Below are 15,419 nucleotides of genomic sequence, written 5' to 3' on the forward strand. Positions count from 1 at the left end.
TTGTTCTTGTTCAGGAGACGATCCGTGTCAGCACACCAGCCACTCCCCCCTGCACGCCGAGCCTTCCCGACGGCAGGGCGCCGGGCCATCGCGGTGTGTGCCGTGGCCCTGCCGGCGGCACTGCTGGCTCTCCAGCTCGGACTCGGCCCCGCGGCGCAGGCGCACGAGCCCGCCGGCGCAGGACCGCGCACGGCGAGCAGCCCGACGGCACCCGGTGCGGCGACGGTAACGGAGGGGCAGGTCAAGGAAGTTGCACCGGGAGGCGTGATCACCTACCCCAGTGTCACCAGTTGCCTCACCGTGACCGTGCGCTTGCGGGACGGCGGTCTCGTCGGTGCGCACGCCAGCCTGTTCCAGGTGCCGGGTGAGCTGCGGTCCGATGCGATTCTCGCCGCGCTCGGGAAGCTCGCCGGCGACCGTCCGGTGACGTCGGTCCAGGTCAAGGGGGCCGTCGGCGCCTGGCATCCGAGCTACTTCACGAAGGCGATCGAGAGCTACGGCGAGGGCGAGCAGGTGCCGGTTCCCGAGGGGCGCGATCTCGACGGGATCGCGCGGGCGGTGTCCCAGGGGCTCGGCCTGCCCCGCAGCGTCGTCACCGTCGAGGACACACCGGACGGTGACCAGGTCGCCCACTGATCACACCGCCGGCGGCCACCGCACCGGCCGGCCGCGCGATGGCACCACCTCCCCGCCGCCGCCCGAAGACCCGCAGGTAGTCTCATGTGCCGGTATCGGCTGAGGGGGACGGCCATGGAGGAACTGCGGCAGGAAGATCCTGCGCGGATCGGGGAGTTCGTCACGCTCGCCCGGCTGGATGCGGCGGCCGAGGCGCAGGCGGCGCCCGAGCGGCGTTACGTGGCGCGCAGTGCGGACGGGGCGCGCACGGTGCTGGTGAGTCTGCCCGCTGCGGGTGCCGATCCCGGGCGCTGGGCGGCCGAGGCGCAGGCGGCCTGCGGGCTGGTGCAGCCGGGGCTGTGGCAGGTGGCGCAGCTCGGTGGTACGGCGGCCTTTCCTTGGCATGCCTCGCCGTACCGTCCGGTGCTGCCGCTGCCCGCGGCGCTGGCCGCGCACGGCGGTCCGCTGCCCGAGGAAACGGTGCGCGCGATGGGCGCGGCGCTGGCCGAAGCGCTGGCGTCGGCGCACGTCCTGGGTGTCGTGCACGGCGGCATCTGCCCCGCGTCGGTCTGGCTGACCGCGTACGGGCCGCTGCTTGCCTGCTTCGGTACGGTGCGTGCCGCGGCACCCCAGGGTGCGCCGCGGGCCGGTCTGCCCGGACTCGACGCGGGGTGCCTGGCACCCGAGGAAGCGGCGGGCGGGCCCGTCGGCGCGGCGGGTGACATGCATGCGCTGGGCGCGGTGCTGGCCTACGCGGCGACGGGGCACACGGTGCCGGAGCGGGCGGAGATCCCCGCCGGGCTGCGGGCGACGGTTTCGGCGTGCCTGTCCCGCGATCCGGCCGCGCGGCCCGAACCGGCGCGGGTGCGGGCGGAGTTGGCGCCCGCCGCCCCGTACGGCACCCAGACGGCGGGGGCGGAGCCCGTCACGCTGCCGTCCCGGGTGGTCAGGGCGCTGTCCGAGCAGGCGGCGGCCGTGCTCTCCATGGAACTTCCCGCAGAGGTGCGTTGAGGCGATGCTGTCCGCTCTTTTTCACGACGATCCGCAGACCGTGGGCCCCTACCGGTTGCTGGCCCGGCTGGGCGGCGGCGGCATGGGCACCGTCTACCTGGCGCGCACCGCGGGCGGGCGCACGGTGGCGGTCAAGGTGCTGCACGAACATCTGGCGTCGGATACGGCGTTGCGGTCCCGGTTCCAGCTGGAGACGGATGCGGCGCGGGTCATCGGCGGACGGTTCGGTGCCGCCGTCCACGACGCCGACGCGCTGGCCGTCCGGCCCTGGCTGGCGACGGATTACGTGATCGGTCCGCCGCTCGATGACGCGATACGGGCAGGCGGCCCGCTGGGCGGGTCCGCTGTCCGCGCGCTGGGGGCTGCCCTGGCCGAGGGGCTCGGTCAGCTGCACCGTTCGGAGGTGGTGCACCGCGACCTCAAGCCGTCCAATGTGATGGTGACGGCGACGGGCCCGAAGATCATCGATTTCGGGATCGCGTGGGCGGTCGGCGAGGAGCGGCTCACGCACGTCGGCAGCGCGGTGGGCACCCCGGCCTTCATGTCGCCCGAGCAGGCGGCGGGCGCCGAACACGCGGCGGCGGGCGATGTGTTCGCGCTCGGCGGACTGCTCGTCTTCGCCGCGTCGGGACACGGGCCGTTCGGCGGCGGGCAGGCGGCCGATCTGCTCTACCGGGTCCGCTACACCGAACCGGACCTCGGCGGGGTGCCGCCGGAGCTGGCCGGTGTGCTGGGCCGCTGCCTGGCGAACCATCCGGCGGACCGGCCGACGACGGACGAGCTGGTGGCCACGCTCGCCGCGGACGGCGGGCGGCAGCCGTTCGCCGATGTGCTGCCGGACGCGGTGCTGCGGGAGATCGCGCGGCGCGGCGATGATGTGTGGCAGCAGCCGCCGCCACGGCAGACGCCGCCGCCCCCCGAAGTGCCGCCGGACACCGTGGTGGTGGGTCCTGGGGTGTCGCGGCGCCGGATGCTGGCGCTGGTCGGCGGCGGGGTGGCCGCCGGAGCCGTCCTGGGCGGCGGCGGGGTATGGGCCTGGCTCGGCGGGGACGACCGCGCGCCCGGCGGGGGTGGTGCGGAGGCGAAGCCGGTGAAGGCGCCGTCCCGGTTGTGGACGTTCCCCTCGCGCCGCCCGGACGACGGCGGGGACGTGCTGCTGACGTCACACGGGCTGGCCATGCCCGCGGGCATCGTGCTGGCCGGCGTCAACCCCGAAAGCGGCGAGGGGACCTGGCAGGCGAACCTCAGCGATACCTGGCGGTGGGCCACCGACGGCACGAAGGTCTACGCACTGCGCGAGCACGACGAGGGCGCGGCGCTCGCGGTGTGCACGATCGACCCCACCGACGGCCGGTTCGGCAAGCCGCTGGCCGAACTGAAGGACTTCGCGGGCGGCGAGGCCCGCAATCAGCTGCTGTGTGTGGTCGAGGACAGCGCCTATCTGGTGGCTCGTACGTCGTCGGGCAGCCGCTGGTACCTGCTCGCCGTCGACCTGCGCCGGGGCCGGGAGCGGTGGCGCAGCCCGGTGGATGCGGCCCACGACACGTACCGGCCGCCGATGCTGTGCGGTGCGGTCAGCGGTCAGCGGCTGGTGGTGTGCCGGGCCGATTCGGGCATCCACTTCCTCGAACTGGCGGTGCACGCCGTCGCCGACGGGAAGAAGCGGTGGGCGCAGTCCGAGCCGTTCACCGGGTCGCCGCCGGGCCGGCTCGTCGTCGACGGGCGCCATCTCTATCTCGGTGACGAGGCGCTGACCGCCCGCAGGCTGTCGGACGGCGGCATCGGATGGCTCTTCGGTACCGACCGCAACGCCGGTGACAGTGCGGGCAAGAGCCGGCTGTACGGGGCTCCGGCGCTGCGGGACGGGGTGGTCTACTGCACCGAGGGTGATCGCGGGGTGGTCGCCGTCGACGCCGTCACCGGCAGCATCAACTGGCTGGAGAAGGGCCTCACGGGGCGGCGCCTGAACCGTGAGGTGCCGCCGGTGATCGGCAAGAAGTACCTCTACAGCCTCGACGACAAGGGGCTGCGGGCGGTGGACCTGCGTACCCACCGTGCGGTGTGGACGTTCCCGACCGACGCGACCGTGCTCAGCGCCGACCCCGGGCGGGGACGGGTGTACGTCCGCGAGGAGCGGGCCACGTTCGCCCTCCCGCTCGTCTGACACCCCCCGCACCGCACTCCCCCACCGCACCGCCCGTTGAGGAAAGGACACCGTGTGAAACCGCTCGGCCCCCAGGATCCGCTCCGCCTCGGCCCGTACCGCGTGGCCGGGGTGCTCGGCGAAGGCGGCATGGGCAAGGTGTACTTCGGGCGGGACGCGGCGGGGCAGGCGGCGGCGGTCAAGGTGCTGCTGCCTGAACTGGCGCACGACGGGCACCTGGTGGACCGCTTCGTCCGGGAGGCACAGACCGCGCGGGCGGTGACCAGCCCTGGTGTGGCCCGGGTGCTCGGCGCGCAACTGGATCCGGGGCGGCCGTGGATCGCGTCGGAGTTCCTGGCCGGGCCGACGCTGGACGACGCGGTGCAGCGGCACGGCCCGCTGGGCGACCCGCTGCTGCGGGAGACGGCCAGGTCCTTGGCGGTGACGCTCGGCGACATCCACGCCACCGGGCTGATCCACCGTGACCTCAAGCCGTCCAACGTCGTACTGACCCGGGGCGGCCCCCGCATCATCGACTTCGGCATCGCCAGGCCCGAGCACGGTCTGACGCTCACCCGGACCGGCCAGATCCCGGTCACGCCCGGCTACGGGGCGCCGGAGCAGGTGCTGGGGCAGCGCGTGGGCCCGGCGGCTGACGTCTTCTCGCTCGGCGCGGTCCTGGCCTTCGCCGCGGGCGGCCGGCCGGTGTACTCGGGTGCGGAGGTCGCGGCGGTGCTCTACGAGGTGGTGCACGGCGCTCCCGATCTGACGCTGGTACCGGGGCCGTTGCGGTATCTGGTCGAGCCGTGCTTCGCGAAGGATCCGGGTGCGCGCCCGCTGCCCGGCCAGGTCGCCGAGGCCGCCCGCGCACCGCACCGTGCCGAACGGCTGTGGAAGTCGGGGCCGCTGGCCGACGAGATCCGTGAGCGGGAGGCCGCCGCCCGCCGCCTGGCCGGGGAGGCCGGACGGGCCGGTCCCCCGCCGCGCCGCGCACCGGACACGACGTCTGACACCGCCCGTCCCGCCGCCCGTCCCTCGCGGCGGCGCCTGCTGCGGGCGCTGGCGGGCGGCGGCGCCCTGGTGGCCGCCGGTGCGGGCGGCGCGGCGTGGTGGCTGTCGGAAGGCGGCGGGGCGTCCGTGCCGACCGATCCGTTCGACGTGCCGCAGGCCGCCCGCGTACGGCCGGCGGAACTCGGCAGCGACACCGGGACGCCGGACCCGCTGTGGGGCCCGCTCGACGGCGTGGCCGACGCCGGGTCGCCGCCGCCGCTGCCCGTACGGGACGTGGTGGTCTTCGCCGCGGCCGGCGGGGGCGTCGCCGCGCACGGGGCCGGCGACGGCAAGGAGCGCTGGCGGGCCGACGACGCGCACGCCGACGCCGGCTACCTCTCGATCGCCGGCCGGCTGGTGGCCACCGCGGACGCGGACGGGGTGCTGCGCACCTACGTCGCCTCGACGGGCGCGGCGCGGTGGACCGCCGACGTCGGGGCGAGCGCGCTGCTGGCCGCCGACGCCGACCACGTCTACGTGCTGACGTCCGACGGCGACCTGCGCTGTGTGGCGACGGCCGACGCCCGGGTGCGGTGGACCCACCGGCCGCCGCTGGCACTGAGCGGCAGGCGTCCGGCGGCGGCACTGGGCTCCGGTGTGCTGGTGGTGTGCGGTGACAGCGGCGATGTGGCCGCGGTGCGTACCCGCGACGGAGCCAAGGCGTGGGTACGCAAGGACCAGGCCGCCGCCGCGCTGCCGCCCGCGATCGACGGCGGGACCGTCTTCCTCGGCGGCCACACCCTGGCGGCCCTGCGCGCGGGCGACGGCGAAGAGCTGTGGTCCCAGGAGCCGATGCGGCCCGTGCGGCAGGGGGCGTACGGCTTCGGGCCGCCCACCGTCGCGGGCGGGACGGTGTTCGTCCTGGACGGCGACGCGCTGCGCTCGCTGCGCCCCAACGGCGACCAGGCGGGCGACCCGGCGATGGTCGCCGGGGTGACCCCGCCCTGGCAGCCGCCGGTGGTGCAGGCGGGCAGCGTATGGGTGGTGGAGAGCCGCGACACCGGCGTGAGCGGTCTGCCGCGCACGGGGCGGGGCACGACGCAGACGTACCCGCTCACGGGCGGTCAGGGCCGCTCGGCCGCGGGGGAAGGCAACCGGCTGTTCGTCCTGAACGCGGGGACGCTGCTGGCGCTGCCGGTGTTCTGACGCGCGGGCGGCGGGCGCCCAGGACCAGGCGCAGGCTCAGATCCCGAACCGCGCCGCGAGACCGTCCAGGACACAGTCGAGACCGGTCTCGAACGCCCAGTTCGCGTCGTCCTTGCGGGTCGCCTGGAGCCCGTAGCGCCGGTAGGTGGGGTACCGGCCGGTGTCCATAAGGTACGTCATCTGCGGCGCGAGGCCCCTGCGGGCTTCGGCGCCGGACGACCAGCCCACGGACTGCGTCCAGTTGCGCAGCGCCACCTCGGATTCGGCCGCGCCGTGCGCGAACGCGCTGACGGTGCGGAAGCCCACCATCATCGTGTCCTCGTCGAGGCCGAGCCCGTCGAGTGCGGCCAACTGCCGCTCGGCGATGGCCATCCGGCCCGGGGTGAGGACGAACAGTGCGGTGGGCAGCTCCCCCACCCAGGGGTGACGCAGCATCATCTGCCGGGTCAGCAGGCCGAAGGCGCGCAGCACCTCGCGCCATCCGGTCACCTCGTCGGGGATCCGCTGCTCGGCGGCGACCCGCTCGGCCATCAACGCCCACAGATCGTCCTTGCCGGAGACGTGCCGGTAGGCGGCCATGGGTGCCACACCGAGTTCGGTGGCAAGGCGGCGCATGGTGACGGCGGCGAAGCCCTCGGCGTCGGCGATCTCCACAGCAACGGTGCCGATCCGCTCCAGCGTCAGTGAGGCGCGAGGAGTGGCCGGTGACTGTTCCAGGCGCTCCCAGAGCGACTTGTCCGGCGCCTTCTTGGCGTCCTTCTTGGCGTCCTTCTTGTGGCCGGTCACAGCGGGCTCCTCTCCACGGCGGAAAGCGTACAACGTACTCGCAGTAGACAACGTACACACTCATGCATACGTTGTACGCACCCAGATACGCCGTACACATTTGCCTTCCCGGGAGCATCCATGACCGGCACCACCCAGCCCTTGCACGTCGCCGTTCTCGTCGGCAGCACCCGCGAGGGCCGCTTCGCGCCCACCGTCACCCAGTGGCTGACGCGGCAGCTCGCCCGGCGCGACGACATGACCACCGACGTCATCGACCTCGCCGAGACCGACCTGCCCACCGTGCTGCCCGCCTTCGGCCAGCCGCCCGCCGCCGGCACCGAAGAGGCCCTCGCCCGCATCTCGCCCCGCCTCGCAGCCGCCGACGCGTTCGTCTTCCTCACGCCCGAGTACAACCACAGCTTCCCCGCACCCCTGAAGAACGCCATCGACTGGCACAACACGCAGTGGCACGCCAAGCCGGTCGGCTTCGTCTCCTACGGCGGCCTCTCCGGCGGCCTGCGCGCCGTCGAGCAACTCCGCGTCGTGATGGCCGAGTTGAACGCCACGACCATCCGCAACACCGTCAGCTTCCACAACGCCTGGACCCGCTTCAGCGAGGACGGCGCCGTGGACGACCCCCAGGTCGACGCGGCAGCCACCGCGCTGCTCGACCAACTGGCCTGGTGGGCGCACGCCCTGCGCGACGCCAGGTCCATCCGCCCCTACGCCGCCTGACGCCACGCCAAATCTCTTTCAGGGGGAACCCATGAGTCAACGCGCTGAAGAGGCGAGCACCCCGCGAGCGCCGGACGCCGGCACCGGCCCAGCGCCCGCCGACGGGGGCGGACCGTCCAAACCCGTCCTCTTCGGGCTGCTGCTCGGCCTGATGCTGGGCCTGCTCGACGGCACGATCGTGGGCACCGCCCTGCCCACCATCGTCGGCGACCTCGGCGGCCTGGACCACCTCTCCTGGGTGGTGACGGCGTACCTGCTCACCGCGTCCGTCTCCACCCCCATCTGGGGCAAACTCGGCGACCTCTACGGCCGCAAGGGCAGCTTCATCTGGTCCATCACGGTGTTCCTCGCGGGCTCCGTACTCTCCGGGCTCGCCCAGGACATGGGCCAGCTCATCGCCTTCCGCGCCGTACAGGGGCTCGGCGCCGGCGGTCTCATGGTGGGCGCCATCTCGATCATCAGCGTCATGCTGCCGCCGTCCCAGGCGGGCCGCTCGCAGTCGATGGTCGGAGCGATGATGCCCGTCGCCCTGGTCGGCGGTCCCCTGCTCGGCGGCTTCCTCACCGACCAGTTGGACTGGCGCTGGGTCTTCTACGTCAACGTCCCCATCGGCGCCGTCGCCCTGCTCGTCATCGGCCTGCGGCTGCGCCTGCACACCGAGCGGATCACGGCACGCATCGACTACTCGGGGGCCGCACTGCTCAGCGCGGGCATCCTCGCCCTGACCCTGCTCGGCAGTTGGAGCGGCACCGCCTACGGATGGGCCTCACCGCAGGTCATCGGGCTCGGCGCGGTCGGCATCGGGGCCCTGGGCTGGTTCGCGCGCGTCGAACGGCGGGCCGCGGAGCCGATCATCCCGCCCCGGCTCTTCGCCGACCGCAATTTCACCCTCGCCCAGATCCTCACCTTCCTGGTCGGCGCCGCCATGCTCGGTGCCTCCAGCTACCTGCCGCAGTACATGCAGTTCGTGCGCGGGGCGTCCTCCACGGCCAGCGGCATGCTGCTGCTGCCTCTGATGGCGGGCATGTTCGGCGCTCAGTTCCTGATCGGACGGCTCACCTCCAACGGCGGCGGCTACCGTGCCTACCCGATCACCGGCGGCGCGCTGACCACCGTCGGCGCCCTCGCGCTGTTCACCGTCGGCGCGGACACCCCCACAGCCGTCACCTCCGCACTGACCCTCGTACTCGGCGCCGGACTCGGCCTGTTGATGCAGAGCACGCTGCTCATCACCATCAACAGCGCACCGCCCCGCGACATGGGCGCCGCCACCGGCACCGCCACCCTCCTGCGCACCATCGGCGGCTCCCTGGGCATCGCCGTACTCGGCGCCGTCTACGCCCACCGGCTGACCTCGTCCGGTATGCCCGACGGGGGCACGGCCTGGACGCCCCAAGCCGTCCGCGGTATGCCGGACGGTGTGCGGGAAACCGTCAGGGCATCGGTCACCAGCGGACTGCACTCGGTGATGCTGGGAGCCGCACTGCTGGGAGCGGCGGCGTTCGCCGTGGCATGGCTGGTACGCGAGGTGCCCCTGCGCAGGGAATGACCCGACCCCGGCCCGCCGCCGCACCCCGCACCGCACCGCTACCCGGCGAGGCGTGCGGGGTGCGGCGGCTCATCCCGCGTCCGGACAGGGCGGCCGGCCCCACGGAGCCTCCAGCGCGGTCCGCAGCGTATCGGCCTTCTCCTGGCCGATCCGCCCGGCCAACTGCCCCTCCAGATCCGCCAGTACGGCGACCGCCCGATCGTGCGCACGCTCGCCCTCTCGCGTACGGCGGATCAGCCGCTGCCGGGCGGAAGCGGGATCGGCGGCCTGTTCAAGTAGCCCGGCAGCGACCAGACCGTGCACCGCCTGATGCACGGTCTGCCGGGTGACGCCCATCCGCCGGGCCAGCTCCGACACCGTCGTCCCCCCGTCGTCCAGCACCGCGAACAGCTGGACCTGCGTCGGGGACACCGGAACGGCGCCGGCCGCCTCCAGCGCCGCCAGCAACCCCTCGTCGAACCAGCGCCTGGCCTCGGCAAGCAGCTGGGGAAGGCTACGGCGGACACCCTGCATCTGATCACTCCTCACCGCGGCACCGGCGGGACCGGCCCCGCACCCGGCGGCTTGCCACCGGCCGACGTTAATGTCAGGCTACCTGACGTTCTACTGGAGGCCGATCCGAGGAGACCCCGTGACCATCGAATACGCCACCCGCTACCGCCGCGCCTCACACATCCCCGCGGACCCGGGCACGCCCTACTTCATCGAGAAGGGAGAGGGGGACCGCGCCCACCTGTTCGGCGACCTCATCACCATCTACGCAGGCGGCGAACAGACCGAGAACACCTTCAACTTCTTCACCGTCGAAGGCCCCAAGGGCGACCTCATCCCCGCCCACCTGCACACCGACACCCACGAGGTCTTCTACGTCACCCAGGGCGCGGTCCGCCTGTTCGTCGAGGACACCACCGGCCACCAGCAGGAGAAACTGCTCACCCCCGGCGACTTCGGCTTCGTCCCCAAGAACTGCCGCCACGCGTACCGCATGGAACGCCACCACAGCCAGGTCGTCGGCGTCGCCGCCGGCCCCGCGGGCACCTTCGAGCGGTTCTTCGAAAACCTCGGCGCCCCCACGGAACGCCACGGCCTGCCCGCCAAGCCCGTCGTCCCGGAACCCCACGCCTTCGCGACCGTCCCCGAGCGGTACGACGTCCGATTCCACGCCGACCACCAGTGGCACACCCCGTAAGCTTGTTCTTCAACCTCACGTCGCTGCGGAGTGCTTGACGGTGGGAAAATTGCGGTGCGTGCTGGCGCCACGCTGGTCAGACTCGCTGACATGACTGAGAAGATCACCCGCATCAACCCCGAGCAGCTGCATGAGACACCCGGCTACCACCACATCACCGTGGTGGAGGCAGGCCGTACAGCCTATCTGGCGGGGCAGTGCCCGCTTGACCGGAATGGTGACCTCGCCGGTTCCGGCTCCCTCGAGACACAGGTCGACCAGGTTGTCGCGAACGGGCTCACTGCCCTGGCAGCGGTGAGTGCCCAGCCGCAACACGTGGTGCGGTCAGTGATCTACGTGCGGAGCGATGAGAGGGAAGTTCTCGGAGCCGCGTGGCGTCGACTCACCGATTCTCCCCTTGGCCCGGCGTTCACCACCGCCAGCACGCTCTTGGGCGTCGCCCAACTGGGCTTTCCCGGACAGCTCGTCGAGGTGGATCTCACCGTGGCGCTGCCTGACTGACTTCGAACGGCGTCTCGAACTGGGTAGCCCAGCTGGGCATCCGCGGGACGCTGGGGCGGCCTTCGCCTGATCATGTGCTCCGCCCAAGGCGCACGTGACCATGACGAAGACCGTGAAGGTGAGTCTGCTGCCTGACGCTGCTGTGAGGGAAGCGTTCGCTGAAGCGTCACGCTTCCGGGACGAGTTGTACGCGTGTCTGACCGCGCGTGGCGAGGAGCTGTTCGAGCTGGCGGACGCGGTGCTGTGCGCGCCTGGTGCCGTGCGCTCAGCGGTCGAACTGACGCTGCTGCCCGAGCACCGCCGTGGCCATGGCGGGCCGGAGTTCCGCTTCGCCAAGCCCGAGACCTGGCCCGAGCCCGCCGTCACCACCCGCACGGCCACCGCGAACTACGGCAAGGCCGTCGCGCAGGCATGGGACAGGGTCCACCCGCGGCTGACACACCGCGCCGCCTGGCTGGACCACCGGGGCGAACTCCCGCTGATCGAAGGCACATTGATCCGTCTGGAGGTCGAGCACCTGTCGAAGGACCGGGCGGCCCCCGCGGTGTGGTTGTGGTCCTCGAAGACCGGCGCCGATGACACGGACGCCGACCGGACCTGGCAGGCGTTCCCGCGCCGGTTCGACCTGGAGCACACGTTCCGGCTGTTCAAGCAGACCCTCGGCTGGGCCCGGCCCCGGCTGCGGGAACCGGAAGCGGCGGACCGGTGGACCTGGCTGATCATCGCCGCCTGCACCCAGCTCCGGCTCGCCCGTCCGGCCACCCGCGACCTGCGGCATCCCTGGGCGAAGTCGGCCGCACCGCACCGGCTCACACCCGCTACGACGCGGGCAAAACTGTCCGCCGCGAGAAGGCCCTCATCGCCCTGCGACGGCTGAAAGGTTGAAGAACAAGGTAAGCGCCGGCGCCCGAACCCCGGCCGGGCTCCTCACCCCACGACACCCGCGTCCCTGGCCAGAGCGACAGCCCCGACACCAGCGCCGCCGCAGCGGCCGGACGCAGGAGACTGCCGCCCGATGCCGCGGCGGCGTCCTGGACGGACAGCGCCGTCACCACCGCCACCGGCGCGGCCTCCGCCCACCACCGCCGGGCAGGACCGTGGATCACCCTCACCCAAGTGAGCCCAGAAGGCCGCCCGTTGGGCCACCCCCTACGCCGACGGGCCGACCGGCCCTTCAGCATCCTCCACGAACTCCGTCAGGGTTCGGGCGAACACTTCGGGCAGCTCGAAGGGCAGCGCATGCCCGCCGTCCAGCATCATGTGGCGGGCACCGGTGATGGCGTCCGCCAACTCCTTCTGGTGGTGCGGCGGGACGATCAGGTCCTGGGATCCGGACACGACCAGCGTGGGCGCGGTGATCCGGGCCAGCGCCGCGGTGATGTCCACCCGGGTGTTCAGCTCGGACTGGCGGGCCATGCCTTCCGCGTCGAACAGCTCGTTGAACCCGGCCACACCCTGCTCGAAGTCCTCGATTCGGCGCCCGGCGAGCGTCCCGGCACCGATCGCGGTGACCTGCAGCACCCGCGAGAGCAGGTCCTTGTCCACGCGCAGCAGCCGCTGCCACAGGCCGAATTGGAACTCCTGCCACGGGTCGGTCACCGCCCAGCCCGCGTGCAGGAAGAGGGAGCGCACCCGTTCGGGCTGCGCTCCGGCGACAGCGGCTGCGACCGTCGCCCCCAGAGAGTGCCCGGCCAGATGGAAGGCGTCCAGACCCGCCGCGTCCACGGCGCCGAGCACCTGGGCGACCAGGTCGTCGACGGTCAGCGGTGAGCCGGTGTCGGTGGTGGCGCCCGATCCTGACAGGGTCGGGGCGACGATGGTGTAGCGGTCCTTGAGTGCGTCGATCACCGGTCCCCAGTTGCCCTCGGGGGTGGCGCCGGTCCCGTGCACCAGCACCAGGGCCGGGCCTGAGCCGGTGACCAGGCAGTTGACGGCGCTGTCACCGCCGGAGATCGGGACGTGAACGGTCGTGTAGGTCATGGCGGTTGTGCCGCCTTTCGGTCGCGGGTGATGGGGACGCTGAAGGTTCGGTGTGGGCGATCCAGGCGCGGTGGGCCTGGGTGCCACGGCGGGAAACCGGCCGGCACCGGGCCGGCTCGCGTCGAGCGAATTAGTTGCACACGCCCTTTTCGGGCCTGTCGAATCATTGCAGACGCTCCATATTGGCGCAAGAGAGGTCCCTTGGGGTCGGTTGGCCGCTGGTCCGGGTGTGCCGTTGACTGACGCGCAATGGGCTCGGACCTAGCCGCTGTTCCCGCCACCGGACACCGGAGCGGGTTGGCCGGTGGCGGGGATCCGCCTCCGGCCCGCGCGGCGATCCGAACGAAACGCCCAGCCGTAAGAGACCAGAGAGGTCAGAACGTTGCCGACGCCGTCACCGGGTCACGCGACCCGGACATCTCCGGCCGGCGCGGTGGGCTCAGGGGCGGACAGATGTATCCGTTTGGGCAGCAAGAGCGGGGTGGCGAGCAGCAGAACGCCGGACATGGTGATCGCGGCGAGCGGGCTGGTGAGTGTGGCGAGAACGCCCCAGATCACCATCAGGGCAGCTTGCAGGAGTTTGCTGACGGCACTCCAGGTACTGAGGATGTGGGCGGTGTGATCCACGGGAGTCCTTTGCAGGCGTTCCGTCGCGTAGATCGGGTTGAAGATGCCCATGCAGGTGATCAGCAGGCCCTCGACGACGATCACGGTGAGGAGCCCGGGGATGCCGGGTCGGACGAACGCGAGACCGAGCGGGAAGAGCGAGCGCAGCCAGCCGGAGACGGCCATGATCCGGTGCCGGCCGTAGCGGGTCACCAGGCGCGCGGAGAGGCGGGCGCCCACGAAGCCGCCGAGTGCCGGGACGCCGAAGGCAAGACCGTATTGCCAGGCCGGGAAGTGGTACTGGCCCAGCAGGAGGACGGACAGGAGCGGGACGGTGGCCATGATCAGGCCGCTGACCAGGATCGAGTTGAGGAACAGGCCCCTCAGCGCGCGGTCACGGAGGATGAACCGCCAGCCGCCGAGAAGGCCGGCTCCGCGCAATCCGGTGGCCCGGTCGCGGGGTGTCGCCACGTCGCCGCCGCGGATGCGGAGGACCCCGAGCGCGGACAGCAGGTAGCTGAGGGCGTCGGCCAGGACAGTGATGACCGGGCCGAGCAGCCCTATGAGTGCACCACCGAGGGGCGGGCCCGCCGCGGTCGCCACCCAGCTCGTGCCCTCGAATCTCCCGTTCGCCACAAGGAGGTGATCTCTCGGGACGAGATGCTTCAGATACGCGCCGGACGCGGCGGTGAAGGCGATGCTCGCGGTCCCGGAGATGACCGAGACGACCAGCAGTTGGCCGTAGGAAAGCAAACCGATGACGTATGCGATCGGGACACTCGCCATCGCAACGAACCGGATCAGGTCCATCGCGATCATCACCGGACGCTTGGCCCGGCGCTCGACCCACGGCCCGAGTGAGAACGCGACGATCGCCGCGACGGCAAGCCCTGCGGCCTCCAGGAGCGACACGGCGAAGGCAGGCGAGTGCAGCGCTCGTACCGCGATCAGCGGGAACGCGCCGAAGGCGATCCACGTCCCGTACGTACTGACGGCGTAGGCCGACCACAGCCAACCGAAACTGCGTCCCAACTGCACGCGCATGCGACTCCCTCGTGACAACGGATGTTTGGGTCTGTGCATCACACCGACCGCACCGTCGCGCGATCAAACAACCGGCTCCCGGGTGAGCCACAACCATCGGTTGGGCACATTTATGCTGGCTCCATGGATACCGAGGCGGTGCGGTCGTTCGTCCGCGCGGCCGGGCTCGGGCAGCTGCAACACGTGGCCGACGAGCTCGGCGTCACGCAGCAGGCCGTGTCGAAGCGGATCGCCACCCTTGAGCGCGCACTCGGCGTCCGGTTGTTCACCCGCACCGCCCGAGGGGTCGAGCCGACACTCGACGGCCAAGCCTTCCTCCCGCACGCCCGGAACATCATCACGGGTGTCGATCGCGCCATCGCCGCGATCAGACCGGGCTCGCGGGCCCTTCGGATCGACGTTCTCGGCCTGCGATCCGCACAGGCCGTCGTCCTGCACGACTATTGGCGGTCGCATCCGGAAACCGAGCTCGACGTGGTGACCCTCAGGGTCAACGACCCGCGCGTGGCGGTCACCGCCGTCCAAGCAGGCGATATCGACGCCTCGTTCCGCTCGGTCACCGACCCGGCCACCCTGCCGCGCGACGTGCAGATGATCCACGCGTTCCACTCCCCACTGGAACTCCTCGTCGGCCCGAGGCACCCGCTCGCCTCCGCACGCGCCCTGACACCGTCCCAGCTGCGCCGGCACCGGATCTGGGTGCCGGGTATCGCGCCACGCAGCGAATGGGCAGAGTTCTACGATCAGCTCGCCAGCGCCTTCGACCTCCGCATCGACGCCGCGGGCCCGAACTTCGGCAACGAGGTACTCCTCGACATCCTCGCGGACTCCGCGGACGTGGCAACCTTCGTGGGCTCGCGCGACCGGTACATCTGGCCGACCCACCACGACCTGCGCCGCATCCCGATCGTGAATCCGACGCTCGCCTACCCGTTGTCGCTCATCCTCCCCCGAGCGAATCCACACCCAGGACTCCGGGCGATCATCGACCACTTCAGAACCCTGGCACCGCTCCCCGAGACGGTCTGGCTCCCGTCCTGGGCGACGCGCCCGTAGCCGGGGCGACCGGACCGGCCTGACCC

13 protein-coding genes and 1 pseudogene are annotated in these 15,419 nt (G+C 72.1%); 10 read left to right on the forward strand and 4 right to left on the reverse strand.

Annotation, left to right across the window (positions count from 1 at the left end; genetic code table 11):
* Nucleotides 1-102: 102 nt before the first annotated feature.
* The 4 genes from ACGFNI_RS04155 to ACGFNI_RS04170 all read left to right on the forward strand — a co-directional run bounded on the left by ACGFNI_RS04155 (nt 103) and on the right by ACGFNI_RS04170 (nt 5,965).
* Nucleotides 103-636, forward strand: a complete 534-nt coding sequence (locus ACGFNI_RS04155) for a hypothetical protein (protein WP_393680415.1) — start codon at nt 103-105, stop codon at nt 634-636.
* Between the two features lie 114 nt (nt 637-750).
* Complete coding sequence (locus ACGFNI_RS04160) at nt 751-1,626, forward strand: serine/threonine protein kinase (protein ID WP_393680417.1); 876 nt, start codon at nt 751-753, stop codon at nt 1,624-1,626.
* Nucleotides 1,627-1,630: 4 nt separating this feature from the next.
* Nucleotides 1,631-3,790, forward strand: a complete 2,160-nt coding sequence (locus tag ACGFNI_RS04165) for a protein kinase (RefSeq protein ID WP_393680418.1) — start codon at nt 1,631-1,633, stop codon at nt 3,788-3,790.
* A gap of 54 nt (nt 3,791-3,844) precedes the next feature.
* The gene (locus ACGFNI_RS04170; RefSeq protein WP_393680419.1) at nt 3,845-5,965 is read left to right on the forward strand and encodes a serine/threonine-protein kinase; all 2,121 of its coding nucleotides are present in this window, start codon (nt 3,845-3,847) and stop codon (nt 5,963-5,965) included.
* Between the two features lie 36 nt (nt 5,966-6,001).
* Here ACGFNI_RS04170 and ACGFNI_RS04175 read toward each other — a convergent pair whose 3' ends face one another.
* A complete protein-coding gene (locus ACGFNI_RS04175; RefSeq protein WP_393680421.1) occupies nt 6,002-6,751 on the reverse strand; it encodes a TetR/AcrR family transcriptional regulator in 750 nt (249 codons plus the stop codon).
* Nucleotides 6,752-6,871: 120 nt separating this feature from the next.
* Here ACGFNI_RS04175 and ACGFNI_RS04180 point away from each other — a divergent pair, with 120 nt between their 5' ends.
* Both ACGFNI_RS04180 and ACGFNI_RS04185 read left to right on the forward strand, forming a co-directional pair.
* A complete protein-coding gene (locus ACGFNI_RS04180) occupies nt 6,872-7,468 on the forward strand; it encodes an NADPH-dependent FMN reductase (RefSeq protein WP_393680422.1) in 597 nt (198 codons plus the stop codon).
* Nucleotides 7,469-7,499: 31 nt separating this feature from the next.
* Complete coding sequence (locus ACGFNI_RS04185; RefSeq protein ID WP_393680423.1) at nt 7,500-9,017, forward strand: MDR family MFS transporter; 1,518 nt, start codon at nt 7,500-7,502, stop codon at nt 9,015-9,017.
* A gap of 69 nt (nt 9,018-9,086) precedes the next feature.
* Here ACGFNI_RS04185 and ACGFNI_RS04190 read toward each other — a convergent pair whose 3' ends face one another.
* On the reverse strand, nt 9,087-9,530 hold the full coding sequence (locus tag ACGFNI_RS04190; RefSeq protein ID WP_393680424.1) for a MarR family winged helix-turn-helix transcriptional regulator: 444 nt from the start codon (nt 9,528-9,530) through the stop codon (nt 9,087-9,089).
* Between the two features lie 118 nt (nt 9,531-9,648).
* Here ACGFNI_RS04190 and ACGFNI_RS04195 point away from each other — a divergent pair, with 118 nt between their 5' ends.
* The 3 genes and pseudogenes from ACGFNI_RS04195 to ACGFNI_RS04205 all read left to right on the forward strand — a co-directional run.
* Nucleotides 9,649-10,206, forward strand: coding sequence for a quercetin 2,3-dioxygenase (locus ACGFNI_RS04195; protein ID WP_393680426.1), 558 nt, complete (start codon nt 9,649-9,651; stop codon nt 10,204-10,206).
* Nucleotides 10,207-10,296: 90 nt separating this feature from the next.
* Nucleotides 10,297-10,707, forward strand: a complete 411-nt coding sequence (locus ACGFNI_RS04200; RefSeq protein WP_393680428.1) for a RidA family protein — start codon at nt 10,297-10,299, stop codon at nt 10,705-10,707.
* A gap of 100 nt (nt 10,708-10,807) precedes the next feature.
* A pseudogene (locus ACGFNI_RS04205) lies at nt 10,808-11,536 on the forward strand (hypothetical protein); the annotation flags it as partial.
* Nucleotides 11,537-11,856: 320 nt separating this feature from the next.
* Here the strand turns inward: ACGFNI_RS04205 and ACGFNI_RS04210 are convergent.
* Both ACGFNI_RS04210 and ACGFNI_RS04215 read right to left on the reverse strand, forming a co-directional pair.
* Nucleotides 11,857-12,687: an alpha/beta fold hydrolase gene (locus tag ACGFNI_RS04210; protein WP_393680430.1), complete on the reverse strand. Its 831-nt coding sequence runs from the start codon at nt 12,685-12,687 to the stop codon at nt 11,857-11,859.
* Between the two features lie 402 nt (nt 12,688-13,089).
* On the reverse strand, nt 13,090-14,337 hold the full coding sequence (locus ACGFNI_RS04215) for an MFS transporter (protein WP_393680432.1): 1,248 nt from the start codon (nt 14,335-14,337) through the stop codon (nt 13,090-13,092).
* A 123-nt stretch (nt 14,338-14,460) separates the two neighbouring features.
* On the opposite strand from ACGFNI_RS04215, the gene ACGFNI_RS04220 reads away from it, so the two are divergent.
* Entirely contained in the window at nt 14,461-15,393 is a 933-nt protein-coding gene (locus ACGFNI_RS04220) for a LysR family transcriptional regulator (RefSeq protein ID WP_393680433.1), read from the forward strand.
* Nucleotides 15,394-15,419 lie beyond the last annotated feature (26 nt).

Origin of the sequence: Streptomyces sp. NPDC048644 (assembly GCF_043199105.1) — a bacterium.
Taxonomy (GTDB): Bacteria; Actinomycetota; Actinomycetes; order Streptomycetales; family Streptomycetaceae; genus Streptomyces.

What these genes read in the sequence shown, in the direction of transcription:
- ACGFNI_RS04160 (WP_393680417.1), top strand. Translation starts at nt 751, where the DNA reads ATGGAGGAACTGCGGCAGGAAGATCCTGCGCGGATCGGGGAGTTCGTC.
- ACGFNI_RS04165 (WP_393680418.1), top strand. Translation starts at nt 1,631, where the DNA reads ATGCTGTCCGCTCTTTTTCACGACGATCCGCAGACCGTGGGCCCCTAC.
- ACGFNI_RS04180 (WP_393680422.1), top strand. Translation starts at nt 6,872, where the DNA reads ATGACCGGCACCACCCAGCCCTTGCACGTCGCCGTTCTCGTCGGCAGC.
- ACGFNI_RS04185 (WP_393680423.1), top strand. Translation starts at nt 7,500, where the DNA reads ATGAGTCAACGCGCTGAAGAGGCGAGCACCCCGCGAGCGCCGGACGCC.
- ACGFNI_RS04190 (WP_393680424.1), bottom strand. Translation starts at nt 9,530, where the DNA reads ATGCAGGGTGTCCGCCGTAGCCTTCCCCAGCTGCTTGCCGAGGCCAGG.
- ACGFNI_RS04200 (WP_393680428.1), top strand. Translation starts at nt 10,297, where the DNA reads ATGACTGAGAAGATCACCCGCATCAACCCCGAGCAGCTGCATGAGACA.
- ACGFNI_RS04210 (WP_393680430.1), bottom strand. Translation starts at nt 12,687, where the DNA reads ATGACCTACACGACCGTTCACGTCCCGATCTCCGGCGGTGACAGCGCC.
- ACGFNI_RS04215 (WP_393680432.1), bottom strand. Translation starts at nt 14,337, where the DNA reads ATGCGCGTGCAGTTGGGACGCAGTTTCGGTTGGCTGTGGTCGGCCTAC.
- ACGFNI_RS04220 (WP_393680433.1), top strand. Translation starts at nt 14,461, where the DNA reads ATGGATACCGAGGCGGTGCGGTCGTTCGTCCGCGCGGCCGGGCTCGGG.